We start from the raw sequence: 25,945 nt of genomic DNA, 5'->3' as shown, positions 1-25,945 counted from the left end.
GATCACGATCCTTTCGCATAATAATTGATGTCTTCCAATTTTCTTCCTTTCGTTTCCGGGGCCAGCGCAACTGAAATCACCAGTCCGCAAAATCCGATGACGGTAAAGAACCAAAGTGCTGAACTGTTCCCCCACCAAGCTACAAAATTCGGAAACACCAAAGTCCCAAGAATAGAGCCAATTCTGCTCACAGAAGTTGCGAAGCCTGCTGCCGAAGCTCTGATGCTTGTTGGAAACAATTCAGTCGGATAAACGAAATTCAAGATACCGCCACCCATATTGGCGAACAAAACAGCCGCACTGAACAGAATCACTAAAAAAGCCAATGTCGGATGCGGATTGAGCGCCAGCAGCAGCAAGCCGATTGTCAATCCTGAAAAGGAAGTGATGATCAGCGGACGTCTGCCCCAATTATCAACTAAATTCGAACCGATCAATGCCCCAATCAAGCCGAGAACACTGACCACTGAAGACGCTAAATATGTTTCCTGCAATGACCCCTTCGTAAATGCCGACAGCAATGTAGGCGTATACATCGAAATGCCGTAATAAGCAATCGCATAACAGAACCAGAAGCCACAAACAAAAAACGTTCGCTTGAATAAAGTGGAAGAAAACAGATAACGCAATGGGTATTTCTTTTCTGTATCTGGTTCAATCACTGTTCGATGACCAGTCAACTCATACATAATGTTTTCTGCTTCCTTTTCACGACCCTTGGAAACCAGCCATCTTGGCGATTCGGGCAGTCCAAGCCTGAAAATGAAAATGATGATAGCGAAGACAGCTCCTAACAAAATCATGTAGCGCCAAGCATTATCCCCCATTGGCAGCATGAGAATTCCGGAAATATATGCAACAACTGCTCCCACAAACCACATCATGCCTAAAAACGTCCCTGACTTCCCCCTGCTTTTTGTCGAGCTGAATTCAGACACCAATGTTGCAGAAATCGGATAGTCGGCTCCAATTCCCACACCAAGCAAGAATCGGAATATCACCAGCTGCCATACACCTGTAGAAAAAGCAGATAGCGCTGCGAATACGACAAATGCCAGCAAATCGACAATATACATCGCTTTTCTGCCAAATTTATCGGTCAAATTCCCAAGCCAGGAGGCTCCGATAAACGAACCGACGATTGCCGAGGCGACAATCATGCTTTGTTCGCCGGCAGTGACATCCCAGTTTTTCAGAATCAGCGGCATGGCGACGGCAATGATGGTCAAATCGAAACCATCCAAAAATGTTCCCCCAGCGGATACAAAAGCTACCTTGCGCTGAAACTTCTGCAATTTCTTTGCATCAGCAGGCGTGTCCAATTTGTCAAAACTCATTATTTTTCCTCCCTCGTTTGATCATTTCCCTTTGAAACAAAAAACCTCCAAAACCATGTGAAACCTGTTGTATAGACAGACTTATCACATCGTTTTGGAGGGTTCTCTCATTCTCTGACCCGTTCATATGAAATTGAATGCGTTTCCATAGGATAATCACATTATATTCTTACAACACGGACATGTCAAATAAAAAATCACCCATTCAAGTTGGCGTCACAGCATGGTATCGACCCAACTAGGCCAGTACCCTACTGCAAAATTATAGAAGTTTTTTCAGCTTATCACTTGTCAGGTAATCGCCAGTCGATTTCTGTCAATCCGTTCTCCTTCAAAATCCGATTTGTTTTGGAAAATGGTCTGCTGCCGAAAAATCCGCGATAGGCAGATAAAGGACTTGGATGAGGACTTTTGATAATCGCATGCTTATTCGTGTCGATCAGTTCCTGTTTTCGTTGCGCTGCCGCTCCCCATAGAATATAAACGACAGGTTCTTCTTTTTGATTCAGCGTGCGAATCACCGTATCAGTGAAAGTTTCCCAGCCTTTACCTTGATGCGAATGAGCTTGTCCCTTTCTCACCGTCAAGACAGTATTCAACAGCAGCACGCCCTGCTCTGCCCACCGGACGAGATGACCGTGGTTCGGTGGTGAAATACCAAGATCCTGTTCCAACTCTTTGAATATGTTTTGTAATGAAGGCGGAGCTGGCACCCCCGGCTGGACGGAAAAGCTGAGCCCATGCGCCTGGTTCGGTCCATGATATGGATCCTGCCCTAGTATGACGACCTTCACTTGATGAAATGGTGTGAAATGCAAGGCATTGAAAATATCGTACATCTCCGGATAGATTGTAAAATTGGCATATTCTTTTTTGAGAAATCCTCGCAGCCTCAGATAATAATCCTTATGGAATTCCTCTTCCAACAGATTTCTCCAGTCATTTTTCAGTATTTGTTTCCCCATGATTCCACTCCTTTACAAACTGTACCCACTTTCTTATCATAACAATCTGACCGTACCAAATAACAGTGTCATGTATTCCATTAATCCGCTCCTGGGCATCGCCGCTATTCGAGGGAAAAGTACAAATGGACAACCCCTCCAGTTAGACAGGTTGTCCATTGTTTCTACAAAATTATTTCCCGGGCAATTATTTTCAGTCTTTATGTTTTAAACCCTTCAGAAGGTTTGTCAGCGGCTTATAATTCGCACTAATCAATTCGAGGTTTTCCACCAATATCTGAATAGCGAACAGCGAAATGAAGAAGATGAGCACGGATCCCCATGTCGTTGTCATGGAAAACATGAAGGCTGCCAAACTGAACATGATGCTCAAACCATAAATGAAAAGCACTGTCTGTGTGTGGCTGAATCCCATTTTGACCAGCCGGTGATGCAAATGGCTGCTATCCGGGCTTGATATCGGTTTTTTATGCACTTTACGCCGTATCATGGCGATCACTGTATCCGCAATCGGCACACCCAAAATAAAAATTGGAATGACAAAAGAGATCAGTGTCACGTTCTTAAAACCGAGCAGCGATAATACTGCAATCATATAACCAAGAAACAGCGCACCCGTATCACCCATGAAAATTTTTGCTGGATGAAAATTGTAACGCAAAAATCCAACCGTAGCAAAAAATAAAATCAAGGCCATAGTGGCAACGTAAATATTTTGCATGACCATCGCCATCCCGGCTAATGTCAGCAAGGCAATAGCCGATACTCCGGCAGCAAGACCATCCAACCCATCAATCAGGTTGATGGCGTTCGTCACGCCCACAATCCATAATATCGTAATGACTGAACTGAATAATCCGAATTCCAATGTCCCGCCAAATGGCAGATTAATGAAGGATACTTGCAATCCGCCCCAGAAAACAACCAAAACAGCCGCAGCGATCTGGCCGGCCATCTTTATTTTCGGTGACAGATCCCACAGATCATCAATGACACCGATCGCTACAATAATAAAAGCTCCTGCAACAATCGCCAGATGATACTTGTTGTCCGGTTGCAAAATCAGTAATCCAATCAGGAAACTCGTAAAAATAGCCAGTCCTCCCAATGTCGGCACTGGATTTTTATGCACTTTACGGTAGTTCGGTTTGTCAGTAATATTATATTTTTTTATAAAATGTATCAGCATCGGCGTAACTAGCAGCGATGCAAGCAATGTCAAGAAGGCAAGAAAAGCAATCCTAAACATTTGCCGTTCACCTCTTTTTTTGCAAGAAGGAAATTAAATGCATTTCCATACTGCGTAAGTGCAACGAAGGCGAATGCCACGTTATCCGTGAGCACGATGAACTAAACTTATTAGTATGCCCAGTTAAACCATATTATACACATTATAAATCTTATTGGCGAATTTCTCTACAGAAAACTGTAAAGATTTGTCTGTCATTTGTATTATTTCTTGAAGCCTGGAATCTATGCAGCCGCTCTCCACCAAAGAAAAATTAACTTGAATTGATTCAAGTGGAGGAATAACGGTACCAGTTAGGAGGCAATGCTAGAAATGAAAATAGATGCAGGATAAGAAAGGGTGCTGTTATATGGGTAAAAATAATGCAACTGTCAGTCTCATCGTACCAATCTTCCATACAGCTTCTTTGGTAAATTGTATAGATAGTATTGTCAATCAGTCATATCGCGATCTGGAGATCATTCTTATCAATGGTTGCTTATCAGAAGAAAGCGTGATGATTTGCCAGACCTTTGCGGAAAAAGACACCCGTATTGTATTGCTTGAAGCTGAAACTCCTCACATTGTCTCCGCCTTAAACTACGGTCTGGCATATGCAAGTGGCGAATTCGTACAATTTGTCAGCGCAGAGGATTACATCGATGGGGAAATGACAGAGAAATTGGTTGCGAAGATGGATTGTGATACACAGTTGGTCTTATGCGGGTACCGGGAAATTGAATATAGGAATCGACGTTTTTTCACCGAAGAAACTATTCCTCAGACAGCAGGACGCTATCTAAAGCATGAATTTATGGAACGTATCGACTTGCTTCCTCACCAATTTTTGCTTTTCTCGCCGAATAATAAACTATATCGGAATGAAGTCATCCAGAACAATCAAATAAAATTCCCTGGTTCCCTTTATTTGGAGGCTACAGCATTTTTCAATCTGGCATATTGGGAAAAGACAGTGGGTATGCATGCCATTGCTGAACCGCTGTATCATTTTACGTCCTCAGCTTACGAATCTGGTCAAATCCCGCTTCACAGTCAATTTGAAAGCCGGCAAAAGCTGTATCAGCAAGTGGAAAATTTACTAAAGGCCAACAATACTTTTCACGGGAAAAATAAAGTATTGCTCCAGCGGATGCGGGCAAATTTTACACTGAGCATGCTCGATAGCTTGTTCGACCCTGCAAATACACTAGCAAGCATCCAAAAAAAAGGAATCATTTCGGAATGGTTAATGAATAGCGATATGCAACACAGCATGCAATATCCGAATAACAGCATGCAGGAAAAAGCTGTCGCCTCCATGTTGAAAACACACAATGTGCAAGGTATATATTCTTACTTTAAGACAAAGCACCTCCTAAAACGACCAATGTCACCGTTTTATCATTTATGGAAAAAGTCCCGATCTGCCCGCAAATTATCTTAGAAGCACTGCTCGCACCGGGAAATCTTCTTCCTGTCCAATATCCCGGATGGAAGTGGGCTGCCTTGGTAACACTAACCGTATACTTTCTTTTGTACATGGCAATCATCATTTTTCTCCTTTCATTTTTTGAAAAGAAGTGCTGAAAGATGCTGCTGGCTTTGATGGGGGCTTTCACGCTGTGTCCGCCTTTTGAAGCTTGGGCCTCAATTCATCCTATTTGCAGCAGAGATGGATGCCATATCTACTTTTGCGACTACCTTAAAAACATGAAAAATATCATTACGCAAGGGAGTCCTTGTTCCGGCTGGATAACGAAAGGCAGGTTGACGTATTGAAAAAGATTTGGCTTTGGGCGCTTGTTGTGCTCCTGCTGTTGGTAAGTATACCAGGACTTGTACATAGATGGACATTGGAAACAAAACACCATACATATGAATTGGTTATCCCCTATGAAGAACTCATGACTTCATTCCAGCGAACGGACATGGAACGAGTGCTTCAACAATTACGAAAAGCTGGAGTGAACACTGTCAGCTTTCAGCCACTATCACTTTCTGATCTCGAGCAGCAGCAACGGATATCTATTTACAGTAAGCAGCAGTTACTGGAAGCGCTCCGCTTCGGAAATAGCAGTTTGGATGAGATTAAGCTTCGCGATGGTTACTATGTGCCAATTCCTGAAAATTCCCAGGACGAGCAATGGATTCAGAACTATCTGCACCCGCAAAAATTACATATTGCTGACAATGATTTTTATTTTATCAGTGAACGTCTCAGGTATAACAAATCAACAGCCCTCGGTTATGATCCAACTGCAGTGCAAATGATCGAAGGAGCAGGGATGCAGCCTATCTTCAGAATGGATAATACCGTTTCAGCAAGCCGAAATCAGCAATTGATCAAACAGCTCCTGCACATGAAGCAGGATTTGCATACCGGGATTCTCTTTTCAGGAGAGGAAGTATCGGGCTATCCTGATCTGGAAACAATAGACACATATGCAAAGAAACTGTCCGCATCCGGTTTCCTTTTTTATACGATCGAGTTTGCGAAGCAAAAGGGCCTGACAGCCATTGCAAAAAGCACCAATTATGCTGTCATCCGCCAGCACAGTCTGGATTTGAATGCAGATACATTGGGAAACAATACAGACCGGGCCATCCGCGCCATCAAAGAGCGAAATATACGATCTCTCTTCATTCATATATCTGACGAATCGAAAAGCATAAACCAAGTTCTTGCGCAAACCGCCCAATTTTCCCGGAATCTCCAACAGGGTCTACCGGAGAAATTCGTCCTGGGTCATCCCACCCAGTATGCTCCGCTGGATGTTCCTTTATGGGCAAAAGCCGCAGTCATGCTGGCGGGTATATTATTTATTTTTCTTGTTACGGTGCATATACTCTGCCAAAAAAACCGTATCCTGCTCGCCGGATTGCTTTTGCTGTTAGCAATTGTCTATTTCTTAACTCAGCAAGTCGCATGGCTCAAAGCGTTCACCCTTCTCATTGCCATTGTTACACCAATAACTGCCACCATGTTTGCCTGGGATGGTGCACGCTCCATGCTCGCCATTTCATTCCGTTACCTCCAGGCTATTTGCGTGACGGTCATCGGCATCGTCATTGTGACCAGTCTTCTGAATAATAACGGATTCATTACCGGCTTCGAGCTTTTTAGAGGCGTCAAGCTGGTATATATCATCCCCATCCTGGCAGTGGCATACTTTGTTTGCAAAGCATTCCTGGCCAAACGTTCCGAAAGCAATTCCTTGATTCAGTTCCTGCATATGCCTGTTACCTTTTGGCATTTACTGGTAATTGGTTGTATGGCGGTCATTGGCCTTTATTATATTTCAAGAACCGGTAATGGAGGCAGTGTAAGCGGAATAGAGTTGTACATTCGGCAGGCGCTGGAAGAAATCCTTTATACACGCCCGCGAACGAAAGAAGTGTTGATCGGTTTTCCTGCGTTCATTGCTGCACTTTACGCGATCGGCAGCGGAAAAAAATGGGGGCGTGTACTGCTTATCCCAGCGAGCATCGGATTTTTATCGACCATAAACACGTTTACCCATTTTCATATTCCTTTATTTGTTTCGACACTGCGTTCGTTCTACGGGATTTTATTCGGATACATCGTCGGAGTGGTCATTATTTTCCTATGCAAATGGATCGGAAACTACTGGAACAAATACCAAGCTGCGAAATCCATTAAGAGGTGACTCACATGCACATCGTACTGTCAGGTTATTATGGCTTTGACAATGACGGAGATGAAGCCATTCTGTATGCCATCATCCAAGCATTGAAGCAATTCAAGCCAGATGCCCGTATCACTGTACTATCTAATGATCCGGAAGCCACCAGTAAATCATATGGTGTGCAAGCAGTGAACCGCTGGCGCCCGCGAGAAATTTATGCAGCAATCAGGCAATCGAATGGGCTTTTAAGCGGCGGAGGCAGTTTGCTTCAGGACCATACCGGAATCAGATCCATTCCATACTACACTGGCATCATGAAGGTCGCTCAGTGGTTGAAAAAACCTGTCTTTGTTTACGCACAGGGAATGGGACCGATTCAACGCCGACACAATCAGTGGATTGTAAAGCGCGTGTTGAACAACGCTTCGCAAGTCACCGTTCGTGATGCCGCCTCCATGAACCTATTGAAACAGCTTGGCGTCAGCCGGCCGATTCAAGTAGTGCCCGATCCAGTCATCGGTCTGGATTGCACCGCATTTAAAAACGAATGGCTCGAAATAAATCAGGTTGCAAGTCCCATCATTGCAGTGAGTGTCAGAGATTGGCCGGCCGCGATGGATTTCAAAAAGCGGATTGCCTTGTGCCTCGACCAGCTAGCCAATGACGGCAATACGATCATCTTTGTACCAATGCATGGAAAATTGGATGAAGCCGTTTCTGAACAAACCGCCACATTGATGGAGCAAAAAAGTTATCTGGTGCCAAGTTCTTTATCATTAAAGGAAAAGATTTCTATCATTGGCTGCGCAGATTTATTAATTGGCATCAGACTCCATGCTCTCATTTTTTCTGCCATTACAAACACGCCATTCGTAGCAATTTCCTATGACCCGAAAGTGGATTCCTTCGCCTCCATGTGCGACCAGCCCGTCATCGGCCACTTAGACCAAGATAATTGGTGCGACAAAAAACTATTGCAGAGTGTGAACCACATCATGAAAAACGCTGATCTGCAGAAAGAAAAGCTGGACAGCCGTATACGCAGCATGCAGAAACATGCTACCCACAGCTTCCAGCAAGCTGTTACAGAACTGTTCACTGGAACGTGACTCGTATGCGATTTGCGGCTGGGACAAGTATTTTTGTTCGAGTGACAAGTTAATTGCGCGAAGTGACAAGTAAAATGCACAATCTGACAAGTATGTGCTCCGAACTGACAAGTAACCTCCACTTGGTGACTAGTATTTGCGTCCAGGACAAGTATTTTCGCCCAAGTGACAAGTTAATTGTGCGAAGGCTCCAATTTGATTAGTATTCACGGCCTGCAGCAACAGCAACGGGCAACCACCTGCGGGTAACTTACATTAGGCACAGAAACAGAGGGATATCATGAAAAAAAGACATGCCATCATGCTTTTATTGATCATGACAGGCTGCTTGGTCTTCTTTTTCCTAAGTGGGCCGGCGATGATTGTCGACAGTCTGAAAAACAAGCTTCGTCCAACCGGCCAGAGTACTGGATTTTCCGATGATGTTGTATTCGATGGCAGCCATTATAAGCTCTCACACGCCCTTTTAGAAAAAAACGATACCGTTTATTTTTCGTTGCGAGATTTGGAAAACATCCTTTCCATCCATCGAGTAAAAAAAGGCGACACGCTTTCCATATCTTTTAAAGGCCGCAGCCTTACATATCAAAATGGTGAATTGGCAAATGTGCAATCGGATGAAATCCAACCGTATCTGGAAAAACATGGCACAATTTATCTTCCCGGCTCTCATTTGGAAAAATTCCTGGGGATCAACATCGATTTTTATTTGCATAAAAAAACACATACGGTTGCCTTATCCAGCCCGGAAGAACAGCAAAAACCGCCTATCGAACAAAATATCGGTGCAAGCTTGTTTTTACATAAGCGCGATGTGCCCCGCTCACCTTACGAACCGAGAAATGGCCTTTATGCAGGGGGGTATGTGTTACAGGATGAACATATTCAAACAAGCATGGAAAAGTTCAATTCGTTGACAGGGAAACAGCACGCCTCCTTTTTTAAATATGTCGGCTATGGCAAACCGTTTCCAAAAAAGTGGGTGGCGGGAGTCAAACAGGCAGGCGGGTTTCCGCAAATCGCTTGGGAGCCGAATAATGGATTGGACGAGGTGAAAGATGATGCGTATTTGCTGCAATTTGCCAAAGAAGCCGCAAAAGCTGATGTCCCTGTGCTGCTGCGTTATGCGAGTGAAATGAATGGTACGTGGACTTTTTATTCAGGTCACGCCAAGCAATACATTGAAAAGTGGCGGCTTGTCCACGAGGTAATGAAAGCAAACGCACCGAATGTCATGATGTTATGGAATGTGTTTACAATGCCAGAGAAAACCATCAAGGAATTTTACCCTGGAGATGAATATGTCGATTATGTCGGCGTCAATATTTATAATGTGGTTTACCACAATGACCAAGTGCAGGAGAAAGCGGATTTTGAGGATCCTTTGCATCTGCTTGATTATGTATACAATACTTTCAGTGCCAGAAAGCCGATTGTCATCGGAGAGTTCGGCGCGAGTAATTACACGACGACAGATGGCAGGCATCACACTAAGTTCGCTGAAGAAAAAATAAGCAGAATGTATCGTTTGTTGCCTAAGTTGTATCCACGGGTGAAATTCATTTATTACTTTGATGTCAATAATCTGGTGAACGCACCGGAAGGAAGAAAAATCAATAACTACGCCATAACAGAAAATAAACATATTTTAAATGCCTATGCTAATGCAGTGAAAGACCCTGCTTATCTGTCAACAATTGCGCAGAATGATAGGGTCAGTGATGCTGAAACCTTCACATACCGCGATTTCATGTTCCGTTATGAGGAGAAATTATATGTTGATGCCTCCTTTGTGAAGGACTATCTTGGAATGCAAACGGCAAAGGGCTCGGACAGCAGCCATTTGCAGCTCATCTATAACGGAAAGACAGCAAGTTTTCGCACTGAAAAACACCAAATCGACAAAGCAGCCTTTTTTGAAAAAAGAGCGCTGACCGGCCTCCCCATCATCGAAATTTTGGAAGCCTTCCATATAAAGTACGAACATAAAGATGGCGACCTTCACATATGGGAAGACACTTTAATTCAATAAAGAGACGGAGGGGGCAGTTCACTGTCCCTCGCCTCTTTATTGTGATAAGCATCACTGGTGGACTAACTTTTAATTACTGTCTTACTGTTAGTACACTGGTATTCTTAATTAGTTTTGGAATTAGGCAAATCTCCTCTGGAATTTTATTCTCTTTTTCTAATTGTGAAAATAACAATCTAACTGCATGATTACTTAGGCTGCACACATCCTGTTCAATTGCCGTAAGTTCAACTCCAAATATATAAGAATTAATCGTATTATCATAGCTGATAATGGATATGTCATTGGGAACCTGCATATTTTTTTCATATACCGCTTTTAATAAGCCCAAGGCCATCATGTCATTCGTTACAAACACAGCTGAAATATCCTGATTTAGTAGTTTTTTCCCTGCCCGGAAACCACTGTCCATTCGATAGTCCCCTTCAATGACAAATTCAGGGTTTATCTCACAATTATACTTTTCCATCGCACGGTAATAACCAGTCAATCTAGACTTCCCATTTAATGAATCGCTGCTGTTGGCAATACAAGCTATTTTTTGATGGCCACTTTCCAATAAATGCGAAACAGCAAGATTAGCTCCCTCTTCATTATCAAACCATACTTTATTGCAGGGATGCTCGGAAAATATCCGATCTATCATCACGTAAGGAAATTTCGCATTATCTAAATTTCGAAGTTGATTGATTAGTTCTGTATTATTTTCGTATGATTCGTCACTGGGAATCAAGAATAAGCCATCAATGGAACGTGACTTTAATAACTCAAGCAACTCTAAATCATGCTTATACTTATTATCCGAGTTGACGATAATCAACATATAGCCTTTTTGGCGACATCGTTCTTCAATATGCTTGGCAAGAGAAGAAAAAAAGATATTTTCAATATCGGGGATGAGCAGACCTATTGTTTTACTTTTTCTAGTAACCAAACTTCTGGCAATCTGGTTTGCAGCATAATTATATTCTTTGGCAATGCGTTTAATAGTCGCTTTTTTTTCTTCAGACACACGACACGGCCTGTCATTAAGCACAAGAGATACGGCACTTGGGGACACATCAGCCATTTTAGCTATATCTTTAATCGTTACTCGCATAATTCATATCCCGCTTTCCCTCAATCGATGTGATGTTCGTTTCATCTGTAAAATATACTTCTATTATCACATCATTTCTTACGTATTTGCAATATTATCGCAAAAAGATGAGCCGTGAAGAAAAACGGCTCATCTCAATCTTCATTATCATAGGTACATAATCATGGATAAAATAAACATGAATACGACACCAGCAAGCATTGGAACGGATGTCCTTTTAATAATTGCCAATGGGTCTATTTTTAAAGTGCCAGCGATAATCAATACAACCGCTGCTACCGGCGATACAGCTCGGAATAGCCCACCAGCTATTCCCATCGGTACAGAGAGGGCGATCGGGTTGATTCCAGCTGCAGCTGCTAGCGGCACAACAAGAGGTACCATGGCGAAAAACAAAGCGATGCCACTCCCACTTAGCAAAACAATCAGAGCCGTGAAAAGAACCATAAGCAATGGCAAAATAAAATTGAACCCATCTCCTTGAATATGTTGCATAGAAGCTTGCAACTGTTCAATTAATCCAATTGACTGTAATCCAGCTACAAATACAGAGGCCGCAACAATCAAGGCTACAATTGGAATAGCATTTCCCATACCTTTAAAAAAGGTTTCAGTATCAGCAAGCACTTTTTTATTGCCTTTGTTTCTGATCAATTCACAAATTATGGCCAAAACTAACGACACCAGAACTGAGATTTCTACACTGACTGTAACGGAAATACCCGTTGACAGTTCAAGTACAAACGAAATAAGCAACAAAATGATAGGAAAGATAGGCAAAATCGCATAAACCGTTTTGAACCATTTTCCCCCATGGATTTCCTTCACCTCTTTCAAATCAACGTTTTCAATCTCAGATTGAGTAAGTTGCTTTTTATCCATTCGTTTTTGCCAAAAATAATGCATCAATGCAATAAACAGCAAGGTTGGTATTGATACAATGGCATGGTAATCGAACACATAATTGGTGACCGTCATATTTGCAAATTGAGAGTGTTTAGCAAGTTCTCCAGCTATTGCTACATTGTCACTGCCCAGTGGAGTTGGGATAATTGTTGCAGATGTTGCAATAATAGCAGCTATGCTCAATGTCGACATTCCGGCCCTTTTCAAGACAGGATATAGCGTAGCCAGCAAAAGGATAGCCAATGTGGATGCACTAGGAATAACGACTGACAATAAATTCCCCAATAAAAACACGATGGGAACAAGAATATAAACCGACTTTATTTTTCCAATCGGTTTGGTCATCACTTGGACAGTCACATCGTTCGCACCGATGGAGGACATATAGGCAGTGTATCCACCAAGCATCAGTATGATAAGCCCTGAACTGGTTAACGTTGATTTAAATTGATCAACAATAACTTGAAGTGGATCGAATAAAGCCGAACCTGTTGATTGAAAATCTGTTACAGCAATTGTATTGCCCATTGCCAGACTAATAAACAGCAACACGACGCCCATAAGAAACAAAGCTATTTTTATGTCCATTTTTTTTATAAGCATGTAAACAACTACTACCACTGCCAAAATGGCGGAACCATACATGATAATATCGTGCAGCATAACAAGCACTCCCCTCTTTATTTACACTTCCCTATGCTTGCAACAAACCATTCTTTAAACTGGGCGGTATCAATATTTACTGCCACCTTAGCATTAGGCGCTTTTCCAAGGTATCCCTTTAAGTCAACGACTGTACAGCCTTTTGTCAAGGGACCATTTAATTCGATGTCGACATATGTTTCTGCGATTTCAAACATATCGGGATTAAGCAAATACCCTACTGCAGTACTGTCATACATTTTCAACCCTTTTCTCAAACTGCCGCCCCGATAATGCTGGAATAATTGGTAAATCATATCTCCAGTTTCATTCATACCCTTAATAATTCGACTGTCTTCCGGGTAAACAAGCGCTTTCAAACCAATGTCAAGTCCGACCATAACTAGTGGTATGTCAGAGTCAAAAACGATTTTAGCCGCTTCTGGATCCGCGAAAACATTGAATTCAGCCATCACCCCAGCATTGCCGCGCGCTGTCGATCCACCCATCATTACGATCTCTTTAATGTTATCGCTTACTTCTGGATGAAGCCTTATCAGCAACGCAATATTTGTGAGTGGCCCAATTGCTAAAATTGTAACAGGTTGTTCACTATTCATAATTTCTTTATACATTGCAGTAACTGCATGTTCCTTCAAAAGCAAACTTTCATCAGGCTCCTCAAAATCATAGCCCCCCATACCAGTTTCCCCATGGACATTGCTTGCATCTATTGCTTCTTTGATTAAAGGCCGATTGGCTCCAGCTGCTACAGGAACATCCATTTCAAAAAATCTCACTAATTTTAAAGCGTTATTTGTAACTTTTTCTAAGCTTACATTTCCCGCAACAGTTGTGATCAGACGCACTTCGAGCGTTTCATCGTGGAGTGCAATAGCAATTGCTACTGCATCATCAATTCCCGGATCCGTATCTATAATAACTGGTTTCTTCATCATCTGAACTCCTCCTTAGAATTTCTCTATGTCCTTTTTATACGGAATAGATTCCTGCGCACCTTGCTTCGTTATAGATAATGCCGCTGCCTTTGTTGCATATATCATCGCAGCTTTTATTTCCATATCGGCCGACAGTCCATAAGCCAATGACCCGATATACGTATCGCCCGCAGCAGTTGTATCAACAACGGTTGTCTGACTGCTCGGAATGAATAGATATTGATCACAATTACCATAGGTGCTTCCTCCGGCTCCCATCGTAATAATCACCGACCTTGTTCCTTTATCTATTAACAGCCGAATAGCCTTTTGGCAATCCTCCTCATTTTTCGGATAGATCCCTGTAAGCATTTCACTTTCCCATTGATTTACGATTAATAAATCTATACTTTTATAAATTTTTGCTGGGATTATTTTTGCTGGAGCAGGGTTGAAAATGGTAAAGAGTTTCTGTTGTTTTGCTTTGGTCATAGACTCTAAAACTACTTCGTAATCGTTTTCAAACTGTGTTAGAAAAATGTCATTCGTGTGTGATATTTTACGAATTGCCTCCTCAACGTGCTCTACTGTCACATCATGGTTAGCACCCGCACCTAGAATAATACGGTTATCCCCTTTATTGCGGATAATCATTGCTATTCCAGTTGATACATCTTTTTCTTTTAAGATAAAATCACAGTCTATTTTTTCTCGTTCCAAGGAGGTTGTAAGTTGTTTTCCAAAAACATCATCGCCTACACTGCCAATCATGTATGTATGTGCACCACTTCTTTGAGCTGCCACCGCTTGGTTAGCGCCTTTTCCTCCTGGAGAAATAAAAAATGCCCCCCCATCTATTGTTTCTCCGTTTCGTGGAATGTCATTTGCTTGAATGGATAAATCCATATTTAAGCTGCCAAACACGAGAATTTTTTTCATTGTTTTGCTCCTCTCGATGTTGGTAAAACGTTTTACCAGTTCATATTACACCCTGTTATTCAAATCGTCAATATCTTTTTTGTATCGAAAAACTTAAAAGACCATTTAGACTATGAAAGAAAATATGATATTTCATAGGGAATGCTTATTTAGATGACTAGAAGTACGTGCAGCCTTTCCCTCTATCACATAACAATTTCCACCAACCAAACTAAAAAAAGAGAAAAGAACCAGAGGTCTGTCCCTCTAGTTCTTTTCGACTCACTTTCAAGCGCCTTTATAATCTTTTCTGGCATCGCTTCTGATATATTCTTCATTCTTCGTATAAATCGTAAGCCCGTTGATATTTTTATTCGCATTCGGAAAGAACAGACTGATGATATACCCAAAGATGAATGAGCTGAAGAATGACACCATGCTGACAGCGAATGGAGTCAGACTTGTTTTTCCTACAAAATAAGAGGTTATAGCTGCCAGGACCAGACCAATCAAGACACCTGGTGTATTCGCACGCTTGGTGAAAATCCCCAGGGCGAAGATACCGGCAATCGGCACACCGAACAGTCCGGTAATTGCCAAGAATAAATTCCAAGTTTCCGCACGGTTGGTGGATACCAGATACAATGCAGCACCTACACCAAGAATACCGGCGATAATGATTGCCCAGCGTGCAAGCAGCACATCACTTTTTCCATGATCCTTGCCAAAGAAGCGCTGTTTGAAATCCGTAACGACACAAGCAGAAATACTGTTCAAGCTGGATGAGATCGTAGACTGGCAAGCAGCGAAAATGGCTGCAATCATCAACCCGGCAATACCGGCCGGCAGGCTTGTGACGATGAAATAAGGAACAACTGCAGATGTGTTGAATCCTTCCGGCAGCGCCTCTGCATGTGTGTAAAAACTGTACAAAACTGTACCCATGCCATAAAAAATCGGGATGGTGATCAATGCTAGAAAACCGTTTGTCCACAAGGATTTATTTGTTTCCTTGACGGAGCTTGTTGTCTGATAACGCTGCACGACATCCTGGCTTGCGGTATACTGGTGCAGGTTATTAAAAATGGAACCAAGGAAAATAATCGGAATCGCGGCCGCCGCAGTACCGAATTTCCAATTGTCAGCAGTGAAGAATTTGCCATCGCTGACAGCATCATTCACGACTGTAGAGAATCCGCCGTCGACAAGTGAAATACCAAGTATCAAGATTAAAAGCGCACCGCCTAAAAGGAGGATTCCCTGAATCACATCGCTCCAGATAACTCCTTCCATGCCGCCAAGGAAAGTATAAATGATACATAAAACGCCTACTGCGGCTGCAATTAAAACGGGATTGATATCAGAAACCGAAGTGATAGCAAGTGTCGGCAGATATACGACAATAGCAACCCTTCCGATATGGAACAGTATGAAAAGCAGACTGCTGATTGAACGCATGGAGACACCAAAACGCTCTTCCAAATATTCATACGCTGTCGTTACGTTCAACTTCCTGAAAAATGGTATATAGAAATAAATCAGCACAGGAATAATGGCGAAAATAGCTAAGTTTCCTGCAGCATAAGACCAGTCAGTCAAAAAAGCTTGCTCTGGTGTCGACATGAACGTGATTGCGCTAAGTGTTGTAGCATAAATACTGAATCCAGCAGCCCAGGCGGGTATTTTTCCCCCGGCGGTAAAAAAAGCATCTGTATCTTTTCCGGAGCGTTTGGTGAAATAAATACCCACTGCCAGCATTGCCAGCAAGTATATAATCAAAACAATCCAGTTTGCTGTACCAAGACCTACCTTTTCCAATGTAATTTCCCCCTTGTGTCATCTATTAAAGTGCTTACATTTTCTATAAAGCGTTTCCATTGATTCCAAAAAAATTTAACTGTATGCGGCATTCTGCTGGAGAATGCCGCCATGTTTACTTACAGATTGAAATCTGCAACCAGTTTTTTCACTTCTTCTATTTTACTGCTGTCAAAGCCGCTCATCGGCTTTTTGCATGTACCGGCATCAAAGCCTTTTTGATTGAGCACTTCTTTCAATGTTTGATACAGTCCCAGATCAAGTACTTTCTCGATCAAATCATTGGTCACATGCTGCACTTCGTAAGCTTCGTCTACTTTCCCTTCATGGCAAAGCGCCATGATTTGTTTTGCCCGTTTACCATTGATGTTATAGGTACTTCCGATAGCACCATCCACACCGGAAATCACACCGTAAATGAGCATTTCATCAAAACCGGAATAGATCAGTTTATTCGGATAGCGCTTCCGCAGACGTTCCAGCATGAAGAAGTTGCCATCTGTATATTTGACCCCAATGATTTTTTCATTTTGGAAAAGCTCATCGAATTGTGCCACATCCATCGATACGCCTGTCAATGCAGGAATGGCGTAAATGATCATATTATTATTTGTTTCTGCAATGATTGTTTCATAGTAATGCTTGATTTCTTCAAAACTGAATTTATAGTAAAACGGGGTCACAGCAGACAAGCTGTCATAACCAAGTGAAGTGGCATATTTACCAAGCTCCACAGCCTCATCCAAGTTGATCGACCCTACTTGTGCAATCAATTTGACCTTGCCTGCGTTTTCTTCACTGACAATTTGAAAGATCGTTTTCTTTTGTTCAGTCGACAGCATGAAATTCTCTCCGGAACTTCCGTTGACATACAAACCATCAACCTGCTGGACTTCTATATTTTGTCTGACAATGTCACGTAATCCTTGTTCTTTTATATTTCCTTTTTCATCAAAAGGTACGAGTAGTGCTGAAAAAAGCCCTTTCATAAATGTAGCCTCCTAAGTATTGATTAAGTGGACTAACAAAGATATAATATTGTCAGACCAATTTTGTTTACAAGTTCATCATAAAAGCGTTTTCCAAAAAAGTCAACTATTTTTTTATGCATTCGTTCCTTGCAAAATCCCCTGGATGAACATCAGTATCAGATAGCCAATGTGGATTTCAAATTGGTAGATGTTCGGGATTCACGCTTCCTGAAATTCACGATATCGAAAAGGGTTTCACGAAAACGATGGACGATATGATATGATGAAAACAGAGATGAATAGTGTGAGAGGTGATTCATTTGTCGATTCAAAAGGAGTCGCTAGTCGATATTGCCATCAAGCGGATCAAACAGCATATCGCGGCAAGCGATCTGAAACCTAATGACAAATATCTTTCCGAAAAAGAACTAGTCAGTCAGCTGCAGGTGAGCAGGACTGTCGTAAGGGAAGCGTTGATTTCTTTGCAATCTGTCGGGATATTGAAGATAAAGCCCGGCGGCGGTGTGTATATTGATAATCCGAACCTGGATGCAATCAAGGGGATTTTGAAGCATCATTATGATACACACGGCGTGAAAATAAGAGAATTGGTGGAAATCCGCAAAGTCGTCGAACTTGGGGCATTGCGTTTAATCATTGAGAAAGATGTGCCGGTGGACTTTCAGCAATTACAGGCAATCAACGATTCTTATTATCAAGCAGTTATCCATAATGGAGATACACGTAAAGCGGACCGTCTGTTCCATCAGTTTTTGATCAAAGCTACAAATAATGAGACATTTTATCATTTTAGCGAAATCATCCATGAATACTTTTCCCTTGCAAAGATGGACATGATACAAAACGAAGCATTGCTGCTTCCATCCCATGAACAGCACGAGGCGATTATCGATTCTCTGAAAGTAAAGGATCTCTATCAGGCACAGCAGACAATGATCCAGCATTTGGAACCGATTTTCGTATTCACCAATCAAATGGAGGCGGACACACAAGATGGAACCCATTCAATCAGTTGAAAGAAAATCCTTAAAACAAACCGTCATTCAAGAAATCAAACGATATATACTGGATGAACAGCTGCATGCCGGTGACAAACTGCCAACCGAACGGAAATTCACAGAAATGTTCGGTGTAAGCAGATCCGTCGTTCGCGAGGCATTAAGTTATCTGGAAAATACAGGTGTCATCCGTGTCCGGCAGGGGCAAGGCGCATTTCTGAATGAATCCAACATTGCGAATCTGCTGGATAACTTTTTCTTTCTTTGGCAAATCAACAGCGGAAATATCAGAGATATTTTAGGGCTGCGCGTCATATTTGAATCAAGCGCTATTGATGAAATCATCACCAAAGGCGACGCTGAAGCAGTGCAAACACTGAGAAAAATAGTCGATGAGAACTTGCAGGCAACTACATTGGAAGCATACAGAGAAGCAGATACTGCCTTTCATAAACAGCTTCTGCAAGCGACGAACAACCAGCTATTCATCCAGCTGACCAATATGATCACCAGTTATTTTTTTCAGGTGCAGCATATCCAGCTATCGCTAGAGGAATACCGCTCTTTGACAATGGAGCATGTCGCCATTGTTGATGCGCTGGAACAGCGGGATGCCGCAAAAGCAAAAGCACTGCTTACCAAACATATTAATAATGCAAAGGCGTAGGAGGACATTATGGCAAACTACCTTTCTATCGATATCGGCGGCACTTTTATCAAATATGCTCTGCTAAATGAAAAGCAGGAGCTGGTCAGCCGCCAAAAAACACCAACAAAAGAGAATATCGACCAAGCTATCGCCAAGCAGGTAGAAGCGATCGTCTCTGATTACAGCTCGCGCAACAAGCTAAGCGGTATCGGAATTAGCACCGCTGGAATCGTCAACCGTGATCAAGGAGAAATCGCTTATGCTGGCCCGACCATCAAAGATTATCGCGGAACGAATTTTAAAAAGACCCTGGCAGCATTTGATTTGCCCGTACACGTCGAGAATGACGTGAACGCTGCCCTGCTTGGAGAGCGTTGGAAAGGTGCGGCGGCTGGAGAAGATAACGTGTTTTGCATCACCCTTGGGACTGGAATCGGTGGTGCCTGGTTTGATGGTGGATTGTTGGATGGTGCCCATTTCCAAGCCAATTCAGTCGGTTATCTCCTGTATGAACGAGATACGCAGACCAATTTTGAAATGCGCGCCTCCACCTCCGCTTTGAATCATATGATCAATTCGAAATTCGGCAATGATATGACAGCGAAAGAAGTGTTTAAGCAGGCGAAACAAGGCGATGGTCCATGTGAAACGATCCTTTCTGATTGGACACGTGAAATTGCAGCTGGACTCGCGCAAATCATCTTGATCGCTGACCCGGGGTGCATTATCATTGGCGGTGGCGTATCCGCACAAGGTGCGTACCTGCTCGAATATATTCAAAAACACATTCCAGCGTTTTTACCAGAAGGTTTCATGAAAACAGACATTCGCATTGCCCAACTATACAACGACGCCGCACTGTACGGCGCCGTATATCCATTTTTTAAATGAGAAGGCAATCCTGAAACAAATTCAGAGGATTTGTTAAGAAGCGAAATAAAATAGACAGTCCTCACGCAAGCATTTCATGCTGAGAACTGTCTATTTTTATTTATTTTCCCATGGGATTTTATATACTATCTTTTCTGCTGTTTCACCTGCACCTGTCTCAGAGAATCCTACTTTATGCCCCTCATGTGGGAAAAATAATATAAATTCCCCTTCCTTTAACTGCCCGTTTATATAGTCTTTATTATTCCCTTTACCAAAACCGATATCCCTCTCTTGATGGAATGGTCCTAATTCTTCTAATCGATCTGTGAAGGTCATTGCAAACTGTTCTACCCCTTGTATCATGACATGCAAGTCGATATGCTTACGGTGCATTTCAAAATCTTTGTCTGATGCAAGCCGGAAGGTAATATGATTCTTTTGATAACCTTCTAATGTTTGAGGTTCAAACAGCTGGTCATGAATATCAGCTATTATTTCAGCGGGAATAACATCCTTATATAAAAATATATTATCAATGCGATCGTATATCATCTTTATCACTCAAAACTTCTTTTACATATACTTTTCTATCTTCATGAATAGATCTAGTCAGTGCATCCGCGGTAGCGATGGATGCCATTGCGGCTGTTCCATCAAGAAGAGGCTTGAATTCTTCCTCCGCTTCCCCACCTTGCAGAATGCTATGAAAATAATTCATTTCCATTTCGATAATACCTTGTAACCATAATGGTGGCTTCTTGTGAGGATTTCCATACATAATGGCTCCATCCGTCTCACTGCCGAGATAGATATTCGTTCTATCGTCATCTTCCTCTTTCGTGCGATGCAGCAAAAAGGTCTCCGTGTGATTTGAAGTCTTCAGTACAACTTTCACATCTTGCATGTCAATGAGAATAGCGCCCTTTTCACCTTGAATTTTAACAAAATGATCAGCCCATCTGAACGCCGAGCCATACTGTAGCGTTGCAAATCGATTTCCTTCAAATTCCAAAGTAATAAATAACATATCATCTTCATCACCAAAGCTTTCACCTTGGTGAGCAACATTACCTCCTACCATGGTAGCTTGTTTTGCCGGCCCCATAATAAATTGGATGAAATCTAATTCATGGATATGATGGTAAAGATGCCCGCCAGAAATGTCTCTCATCTTTTTCCAACTCACATCCTGTTGCGGTTCTTCCCAGCCATTTCTTTGCGCATGGCAAAATAGGACATCACCAATCACCCCATCATTTATCAGTTCCTTTGCCTTCCTGACGCCATTCATGAAGTTCATCACATGTCCAGCCATAAAAATAACACCATTTTCTCTTGCTGAATCAATCATTTCCTTACAATCCTTATAACTCAAAGCAATTGGCTTCTCACAAAAAATATGCTTTTTATTTTTAGCACTTTTGATAACAGGTTCTTTATGATACCCATTTGGTGAGGCTACTATCACCGCATCAATATCTGCGCGATCGCACAACGAATCGATGGAATGATCTACTGCACAATTCAATTCTGCGGACAATTTCAATGCATTTTTTCTTTCCGGATCGTATACGCTTTTGATTGTTGCACCCTCTACTTTACTTAACACTCTTCCTAATTCTGATCCAAAATACCCTGCACCAATAACACCGTAGTTTATATTTCTCATTTCAATTCTCCCTTTTTATGATTTTTGAATTTATTTAACTGACCCATCCGACAAACCTCCAGATATCTTTTTCTGTATAAACATAAAAACAATAATAGACGGCAATACGACAATTACGGAAGCAGCCATCATCTGTCCCCAATCCAGAACTTCTGACCCGGTTAAAGAGTATAAAGCAACTGATATCGGCATTTTCTCGGATGAGTTTATTAGTAACAATGCAAAAAGAAACTCATTCCATGTATTGATAAACGTATAGATGGCTGTTGCGACAATTCCTGGTGTCACAACAGGCAGGACCACTTGCAGAAATACACGTAATTTCCCCGCCCCGTCAACCTTTGCAGCCTCTTCAATTTCCAATGGTACAGTGTTGAAAAAACCAATTAACATCCAAATGGCATACGGAATGGAAAAAGATAAATAGGTGATTATAAGGCCTGTCCATGTATTGATCATCCCCACTTTAACGATGATGATTGTATACGGAATAGCCAATAAAATAGGCGGGAACATATACGTTGTAATTAACAGCTTTGTCATCTTTCTTCCTGCATTAGGGAAAAATCTTACCACACCATAAGCCCCCAAAGAGGAGACTATGATTGTAATAACGGTTGCAAAGCAAGACACGATAATACTGTTCCTGATATTTGTTCCAAAACTTAAACCATGCAATACTTGATAGTAGTAATCAAATGTAAACTCCTTTGGAAAAAACGATAGCGGACTATCGGCCATTTCTCCCGGGGATTTAAAAGACGATAGTATAATCCAAACAAGCGGGAAAATCGCAATTATTGACATTACTATCAGAAATACATATATACCAATCATGGAAAGTCTGCGCTTGTTCATTATCTATCCTCCCTTTCCCATCGATTCAGTAATTTAAAGTAGGCGAAACAAACGACAAGTAAGAAAAACAATAATAGAATAGTGATGGCAGAAGCGACACCTAGTTGCTTTAATCCCCAACCTGCATGATATGCGTATATTGGCAGTGTTGTAGTAAGATCTGATGGCCCGCCGCCAGTGATCAAAAATAATAAATCAAAGTTATTGAATACCCAAATTGTTCTTAAGACAACCAGTAAGCCTATAACACCCCGAATATGCCTCAACGTAATGTTTAAGAATGATTGCCACGGACTTGCTCCATCCATTAGGGCTGCTTCGTACTGTTCCTTAGGTATTGTTTTCAAAGCGGAAAGAATGTTGACCATAAAAAGCGGCGTTCCAAACCAAATGTTGATAAACACTACTGCTAAAAAAACAAAATGAGCATCAGCCAGGAAATTTATATTTGTCTGTGTAATCCCGATTTGTGTGAGTAAATTAGGGAGAAATCCGTACACATCGTTGAAAACCCACTTCCATGAAAATGCGATTACTATGGCAGGAAATGCCCATGGTATAATTAGTAGTACTCTGAAAAATCCTGAGAATCTCGGTATTTTGTTCAGTGCTAACGCGCCAAGGAATCCGAAAACCAATTGCCCTGCGATAGAAGTAGTTGTCCAAATGACGGAGTTTATGAATGCCTTATAAAAAGCAGGACTCGTTAAAACGAAGATAAAATTATCCAATCCTATGAAACGATAATCACTTTTAATCAGATTTTTGGATGTAAAACTATAGAATATGCTCGAAATAATTGGATACAACAAGAGTAGTACCACAATAACTACAGCCGGTAATATGAAGGCCAGTCCAGCTTTATCCATTTTTTTAATACTACCTGCAGCGTTTTTCACTTATTTCCCCCCTACTTCGTAGATATTTCAAATAAACGATTCAATTCCTTTTCCGCCTTCTCTGAAGCTTCCTTGACACTTTCATCTTTTAAGACAATATCTTGAAACATTTTTTCTATAATGCTTTGGCTGGTGAGTATACCAGATTCTATATTTGGTCCATTTTCCATTCCAATAGCAGTACCGTTATTAACAGACTTTTGGATGGTATCTATGGAAGATTTAAATTGTTGAATGATTGGGTTTTCCAGATATTTCGGATTCTTAGCCACGTCTTTCAAGGCAGGCAGCATACCGCCTGGAACAGCGTGGAGAAACTTAATGTAATCTTCCTCGCTATACAATTTTTCAATGAACGCTTTTGCTATTGCTTTCTTATTGCTATGTTTCCAGATAACAATGGGGATGTTCGACGTTTCGATACCACGATCTGGATCATTTTCATTGATTTTGGGGATTGGAGCAGCTGCAATATCGTCCACAAGATTTGGTGAGTTTGTTGCCACCCCATCTATTTGGAATCCGCTGTTAAAATCAAAAGCTGTTTTCCCCTGATAGAAAAGAGTCGCCTGATCCAGCACTTTAAAATTAATTGATCCCTGTGGAGAAGTTTTCTTGTACATATCAATCCAATATTTAATACCCTCTTGTGCTAAATCACTTGTCAGATCAACTTTTCCATCTTTTAGCAAGGTACCCCCACCGCTTCGCACATAAAAATTTAAAAATCGTGTAGCCATCATGTCACCTTGTCCCATCGGAACGGAAAGACCATAGACAGAGGGCGGATTATTTATTTTGTCTGCAGCCTCCATTAGTTCCTGCCAAGTAGCCGGAACATCAAGCCCGTTTTTTTTCAATAAGTCCTTTCTGTACCACATTACTTGTGCATGGGAATACAGCGGGACTGAATAATGTTTCTTGTTCTGTTCTCCTTCCCTTAGAGGGCCGTCATAGAATCGATTTCTGCCGATATCATCAATTACATCATCTACGGGAGCTAAGGCATGTGCATCAAGCATTTCTACTACGTGGTTAGGAAGAGCTGTACTTGCATCAGGAACTTGCCCCGCCTGAAGTCCAGTGGTCCACTTTGTATAAAATTCCGGCCATGCAAAAGTTTCGATATTTATTTTGACTTTTGGATTCTCTGTTACGAATTCTTTTGCAACATCCTCAATATATTGCTTCCTGGGTCCTTGCGTAAAGGAGTGCCAAAAGGTAATTTCGCCCTCCAGTTCTCCTTGGCTATTTATCCCTTCATTTCCTGAGTCTTTTTCATTGCTGCATCCGCTTATAAGTATAGAAAACAAAACAATAGATATAAAAATCTTACATTTCATACGTAACCCTCCCTATATAAAGCGTTTTCAATGATTTCAATTATAAATTACATACGTTTTGATTTATATAATATAAACCAACGAAAAATAGCACAAACCGCCGATTTGTGCTATTTTCTAATTTTGTTTCTATATTCTTTTGGTGTAAGCCCATAGGTTTTTTTAAAAATACGCGAGAAATAATTAGGTGATTCGTACCCTAGCATTAAAGCAATATCTGAGATTCGCTTGTTTGTTTTAATTAGTTCCTCGGATGCAATCTCCATTTTATTTTCATAAATAAAGGTCGAAGGTGATTTGCCTGTACTTTGTTTAAATAATAATCGAAATTGCGATATACTTAAATCAACCATTTTAGCTAAAAATTCTATACTTGGATTCATTCCAGGATTCGAGTTAACAAAATGAATCACCTGCATAATCCTATTATCCTGTTTGAAATTAATCGCTCCATCACTTAGTCTCCGCCCCTCTTCATTCTTGGAATGATTAAGCAGCAAACCGATCAAAGAATAAAGTTGCCCTAAAACAATATAGTTCTTCCCTTTTTCTTGAGAATTGAAAGCAGATAAAATTTCAAAAAATACTTCTCTCATATTATCATCAACAGCCTTAATCCTTAAAGATATCGGTAAGTGCTGATTTGAAAATCCTGTACCCATTTTTTCAGAGGAATTAAAGAAACGAATACTTAAAAACTCAAGCGTACCACCTAAAGCGTAACACTCAATGGAACTACCTTCCGGAAAATATATAATATCATCTTTCTCAATATTGAATGCTTTGTCATCCACCTTAAATCTAGCTTTTCCATTAGTAATGTATCTTAACATCGAATAGGGAATATCTCTTTCTATATAACTCCAGGGAGTTGAAAATTTATATGAGGCAATATAAAGAAAATCAAGATTTAAAATGAAAGATATCATGTTTGTACTTCTCACACCCCCATGCTTTCTAATTTCATCAAAGTTGATGACTCAGCACCATTCCACCTAATCCTTTATCTCCCTAGGAATCCGAGC

General features: G+C 41.3%; 22 protein-coding genes. 7 read left to right on the top strand and 15 right to left on the bottom strand.

Features of this window, described 5'->3' with window-relative positions; translation table 11 throughout:
• Window positions 1-2 precede the first annotated feature (2 nt).
• From ACFSMW_RS10310 to ACFSMW_RS10300, 3 genes are all read right to left on the bottom strand, one after another.
• Window positions 3-1,337: an MFS transporter gene (locus ACFSMW_RS10310; RefSeq protein ID WP_390355373.1), complete on the bottom strand. Its 1,335-nt coding sequence runs from the start codon at window positions 1,335-1,337 to the stop codon at window positions 3-5.
• Between the two features lie 284 nt (window positions 1,338-1,621).
• Complete coding sequence (locus tag ACFSMW_RS10305) at window positions 1,622-2,302, bottom strand: uracil-DNA glycosylase (RefSeq protein WP_390355371.1); 681 nt, start codon at window positions 2,300-2,302, stop codon at window positions 1,622-1,624.
• Between the two features lie 193 nt (window positions 2,303-2,495).
• Window positions 2,496-3,551, bottom strand: a complete 1,056-nt coding sequence (locus ACFSMW_RS10300) for a glycosyltransferase family 4 protein (RefSeq protein WP_390355369.1) — start codon at window positions 3,549-3,551, stop codon at window positions 2,496-2,498.
• Window positions 3,552-3,900: 349 nt separating this feature from the next.
• Between ACFSMW_RS10300 and ACFSMW_RS10295 the strand changes: the two genes are divergently transcribed.
• From ACFSMW_RS10295 to ACFSMW_RS10280, 4 genes are all read left to right on the top strand, one after another.
• Window positions 3,901-4,974: a glycosyltransferase family 2 protein gene (locus ACFSMW_RS10295; RefSeq protein ID WP_390355367.1), complete on the top strand. Its 1,074-nt coding sequence runs from the start codon at window positions 3,901-3,903 to the stop codon at window positions 4,972-4,974.
• A 331-nt stretch (window positions 4,975-5,305) separates the two neighbouring features.
• A complete protein-coding gene (locus ACFSMW_RS10290) occupies window positions 5,306-7,198 on the top strand; it encodes a DUF5693 family protein (RefSeq protein WP_390355365.1) in 1,893 nt (630 codons plus the stop codon).
• 5 nt (window positions 7,199-7,203) lie between these two features.
• Complete coding sequence (gene csaB, locus ACFSMW_RS10285; protein ID WP_390355363.1) at window positions 7,204-8,286, top strand: polysaccharide pyruvyl transferase CsaB; 1,083 nt, start codon at window positions 7,204-7,206, stop codon at window positions 8,284-8,286.
• Window positions 8,287-8,566: 280 nt separating this feature from the next.
• Window positions 8,567-10,318 carry a glycoside hydrolase family 26 protein gene (locus ACFSMW_RS10280; protein WP_390355361.1) on the top strand — a complete coding sequence of 584 codons (1,752 nt, stop codon included), beginning with the start codon at window positions 8,567-8,569 and terminating at the stop codon, window positions 10,316-10,318.
• A gap of 73 nt (window positions 10,319-10,391) precedes the next feature.
• On the opposite strand, the gene ACFSMW_RS10275 is transcribed toward ACFSMW_RS10280, so the two are convergent.
• The 6 genes from ACFSMW_RS10275 to ACFSMW_RS10250 form a co-directional block, all read right to left on the bottom strand.
• The gene (locus tag ACFSMW_RS10275) at window positions 10,392-11,417 is read right to left on the bottom strand and encodes a LacI family DNA-binding transcriptional regulator (protein ID WP_390355359.1); all 1,026 of its coding nucleotides are present in this window, start codon (window positions 11,415-11,417) and stop codon (window positions 10,392-10,394) included.
• A gap of 147 nt (window positions 11,418-11,564) precedes the next feature.
• Window positions 11,565-12,986, bottom strand: coding sequence for a C4-dicarboxylate transporter DcuC (dcuC, locus tag ACFSMW_RS10270; protein ID WP_390355357.1), 1,422 nt, complete (start codon window positions 12,984-12,986; stop codon window positions 11,565-11,567).
• 17 nt (window positions 12,987-13,003) lie between these two features.
• Window positions 13,004-13,924, bottom strand: a complete 921-nt coding sequence (rihC, locus tag ACFSMW_RS10265) for a ribonucleoside hydrolase RihC (protein ID WP_390355355.1) — start codon at window positions 13,922-13,924, stop codon at window positions 13,004-13,006.
• Between the two features lie 12 nt (window positions 13,925-13,936).
• Window positions 13,937-14,842 (bottom strand): ribokinase, encoded by a 906-nt coding sequence (rbsK, locus tag ACFSMW_RS10260; protein WP_390355353.1) that lies wholly within the window; start codon window positions 14,840-14,842, stop codon window positions 13,937-13,939.
• A gap of 267 nt (window positions 14,843-15,109) precedes the next feature.
• Window positions 15,110-16,639 (bottom strand): sodium:solute symporter family protein, encoded by a 1,530-nt coding sequence (locus tag ACFSMW_RS10255; protein WP_390355351.1) that lies wholly within the window; start codon window positions 16,637-16,639, stop codon window positions 15,110-15,112.
• Between the two features lie 119 nt (window positions 16,640-16,758).
• Window positions 16,759-17,628 (bottom strand): N-acetylneuraminate lyase, encoded by an 870-nt coding sequence (locus ACFSMW_RS10250; protein ID WP_390355349.1) that lies wholly within the window; start codon window positions 17,626-17,628, stop codon window positions 16,759-16,761.
• A gap of 302 nt (window positions 17,629-17,930) precedes the next feature.
• On the opposite strand from ACFSMW_RS10250, the gene ACFSMW_RS10245 reads away from it, so the two are divergent.
• From ACFSMW_RS10245 to ACFSMW_RS10235, 3 genes are read left to right on the top strand one after another with little or no spacing between them, the layout of a single operon-like run.
• The gene (locus ACFSMW_RS10245) at window positions 17,931-18,647 is read left to right on the top strand and encodes a FadR/GntR family transcriptional regulator (RefSeq protein ID WP_390355348.1); all 717 of its coding nucleotides are present in this window, start codon (window positions 17,931-17,933) and stop codon (window positions 18,645-18,647) included.
• Window positions 18,625-19,296, top strand: coding sequence for a FadR/GntR family transcriptional regulator (locus ACFSMW_RS10240; protein WP_390355346.1), 672 nt, complete (start codon window positions 18,625-18,627; stop codon window positions 19,294-19,296). The genes ACFSMW_RS10245 and ACFSMW_RS10240 overlap by 23 nt, the downstream gene beginning before the upstream one ends.
• Before the next feature lie 9 nt (window positions 19,297-19,305).
• Window positions 19,306-20,169, top strand: a complete 864-nt coding sequence (locus ACFSMW_RS10235; protein WP_390355344.1) for an ROK family protein — start codon at window positions 19,306-19,308, stop codon at window positions 20,167-20,169.
• A 96-nt stretch (window positions 20,170-20,265) separates the two neighbouring features.
• Here ACFSMW_RS10235 and ACFSMW_RS10230 read toward each other — a convergent pair whose 3' ends face one another.
• The 6 genes from ACFSMW_RS10230 to ACFSMW_RS10205 all read right to left on the bottom strand — a co-directional run bounded on the left by ACFSMW_RS10230 (window position 20,266) and on the right by ACFSMW_RS10205 (window position 25,849).
• Complete coding sequence (locus ACFSMW_RS10230; RefSeq protein WP_390355452.1) at window positions 20,266-20,703, bottom strand: YhcH/YjgK/YiaL family protein; 438 nt, start codon at window positions 20,701-20,703, stop codon at window positions 20,266-20,268.
• Window positions 20,684-21,820, bottom strand: coding sequence for a Gfo/Idh/MocA family protein (locus ACFSMW_RS10225; protein WP_390355342.1), 1,137 nt, complete (start codon window positions 21,818-21,820; stop codon window positions 20,684-20,686). The genes ACFSMW_RS10230 and ACFSMW_RS10225 overlap by 20 nt, the downstream gene beginning before the upstream one ends.
• 30 nt (window positions 21,821-21,850) lie before the next feature.
• On the bottom strand, window positions 21,851-22,678 hold the full coding sequence (locus ACFSMW_RS10220; RefSeq protein ID WP_390355340.1) for a carbohydrate ABC transporter permease: 828 nt from the start codon (window positions 22,676-22,678) through the stop codon (window positions 21,851-21,853).
• A complete protein-coding gene (locus ACFSMW_RS10215; RefSeq protein ID WP_390355339.1) occupies window positions 22,678-23,577 on the bottom strand; it encodes a carbohydrate ABC transporter permease in 900 nt (299 codons plus the stop codon). Before ACFSMW_RS10215 ends, ACFSMW_RS10220 begins: the two co-directional genes overlap by 1 nt.
• An 11-nt stretch (window positions 23,578-23,588) precedes the next feature.
• Entirely contained in the window at window positions 23,589-24,920 is a 1,332-nt protein-coding gene (locus ACFSMW_RS10210; protein WP_390355337.1) for an ABC transporter substrate-binding protein, read from the bottom strand.
• Between the two features lie 110 nt (window positions 24,921-25,030).
• Window positions 25,031-25,849, bottom strand: a complete 819-nt coding sequence (locus ACFSMW_RS10205; protein ID WP_390355335.1) for an AraC family transcriptional regulator — start codon at window positions 25,847-25,849, stop codon at window positions 25,031-25,033.
• Window positions 25,850-25,945 lie beyond the last annotated feature (96 nt).

It is taken from the genome of Tigheibacillus halophilus, assembly GCF_042683165.1.
In the GTDB taxonomy this organism is placed as follows: Bacteria; Bacillota; Bacilli; order Bacillales; family Amphibacillaceae; genus Tigheibacillus; species Tigheibacillus halophilus.
This window is presented reverse-complemented; position numbering and strand designations above follow the sequence as displayed.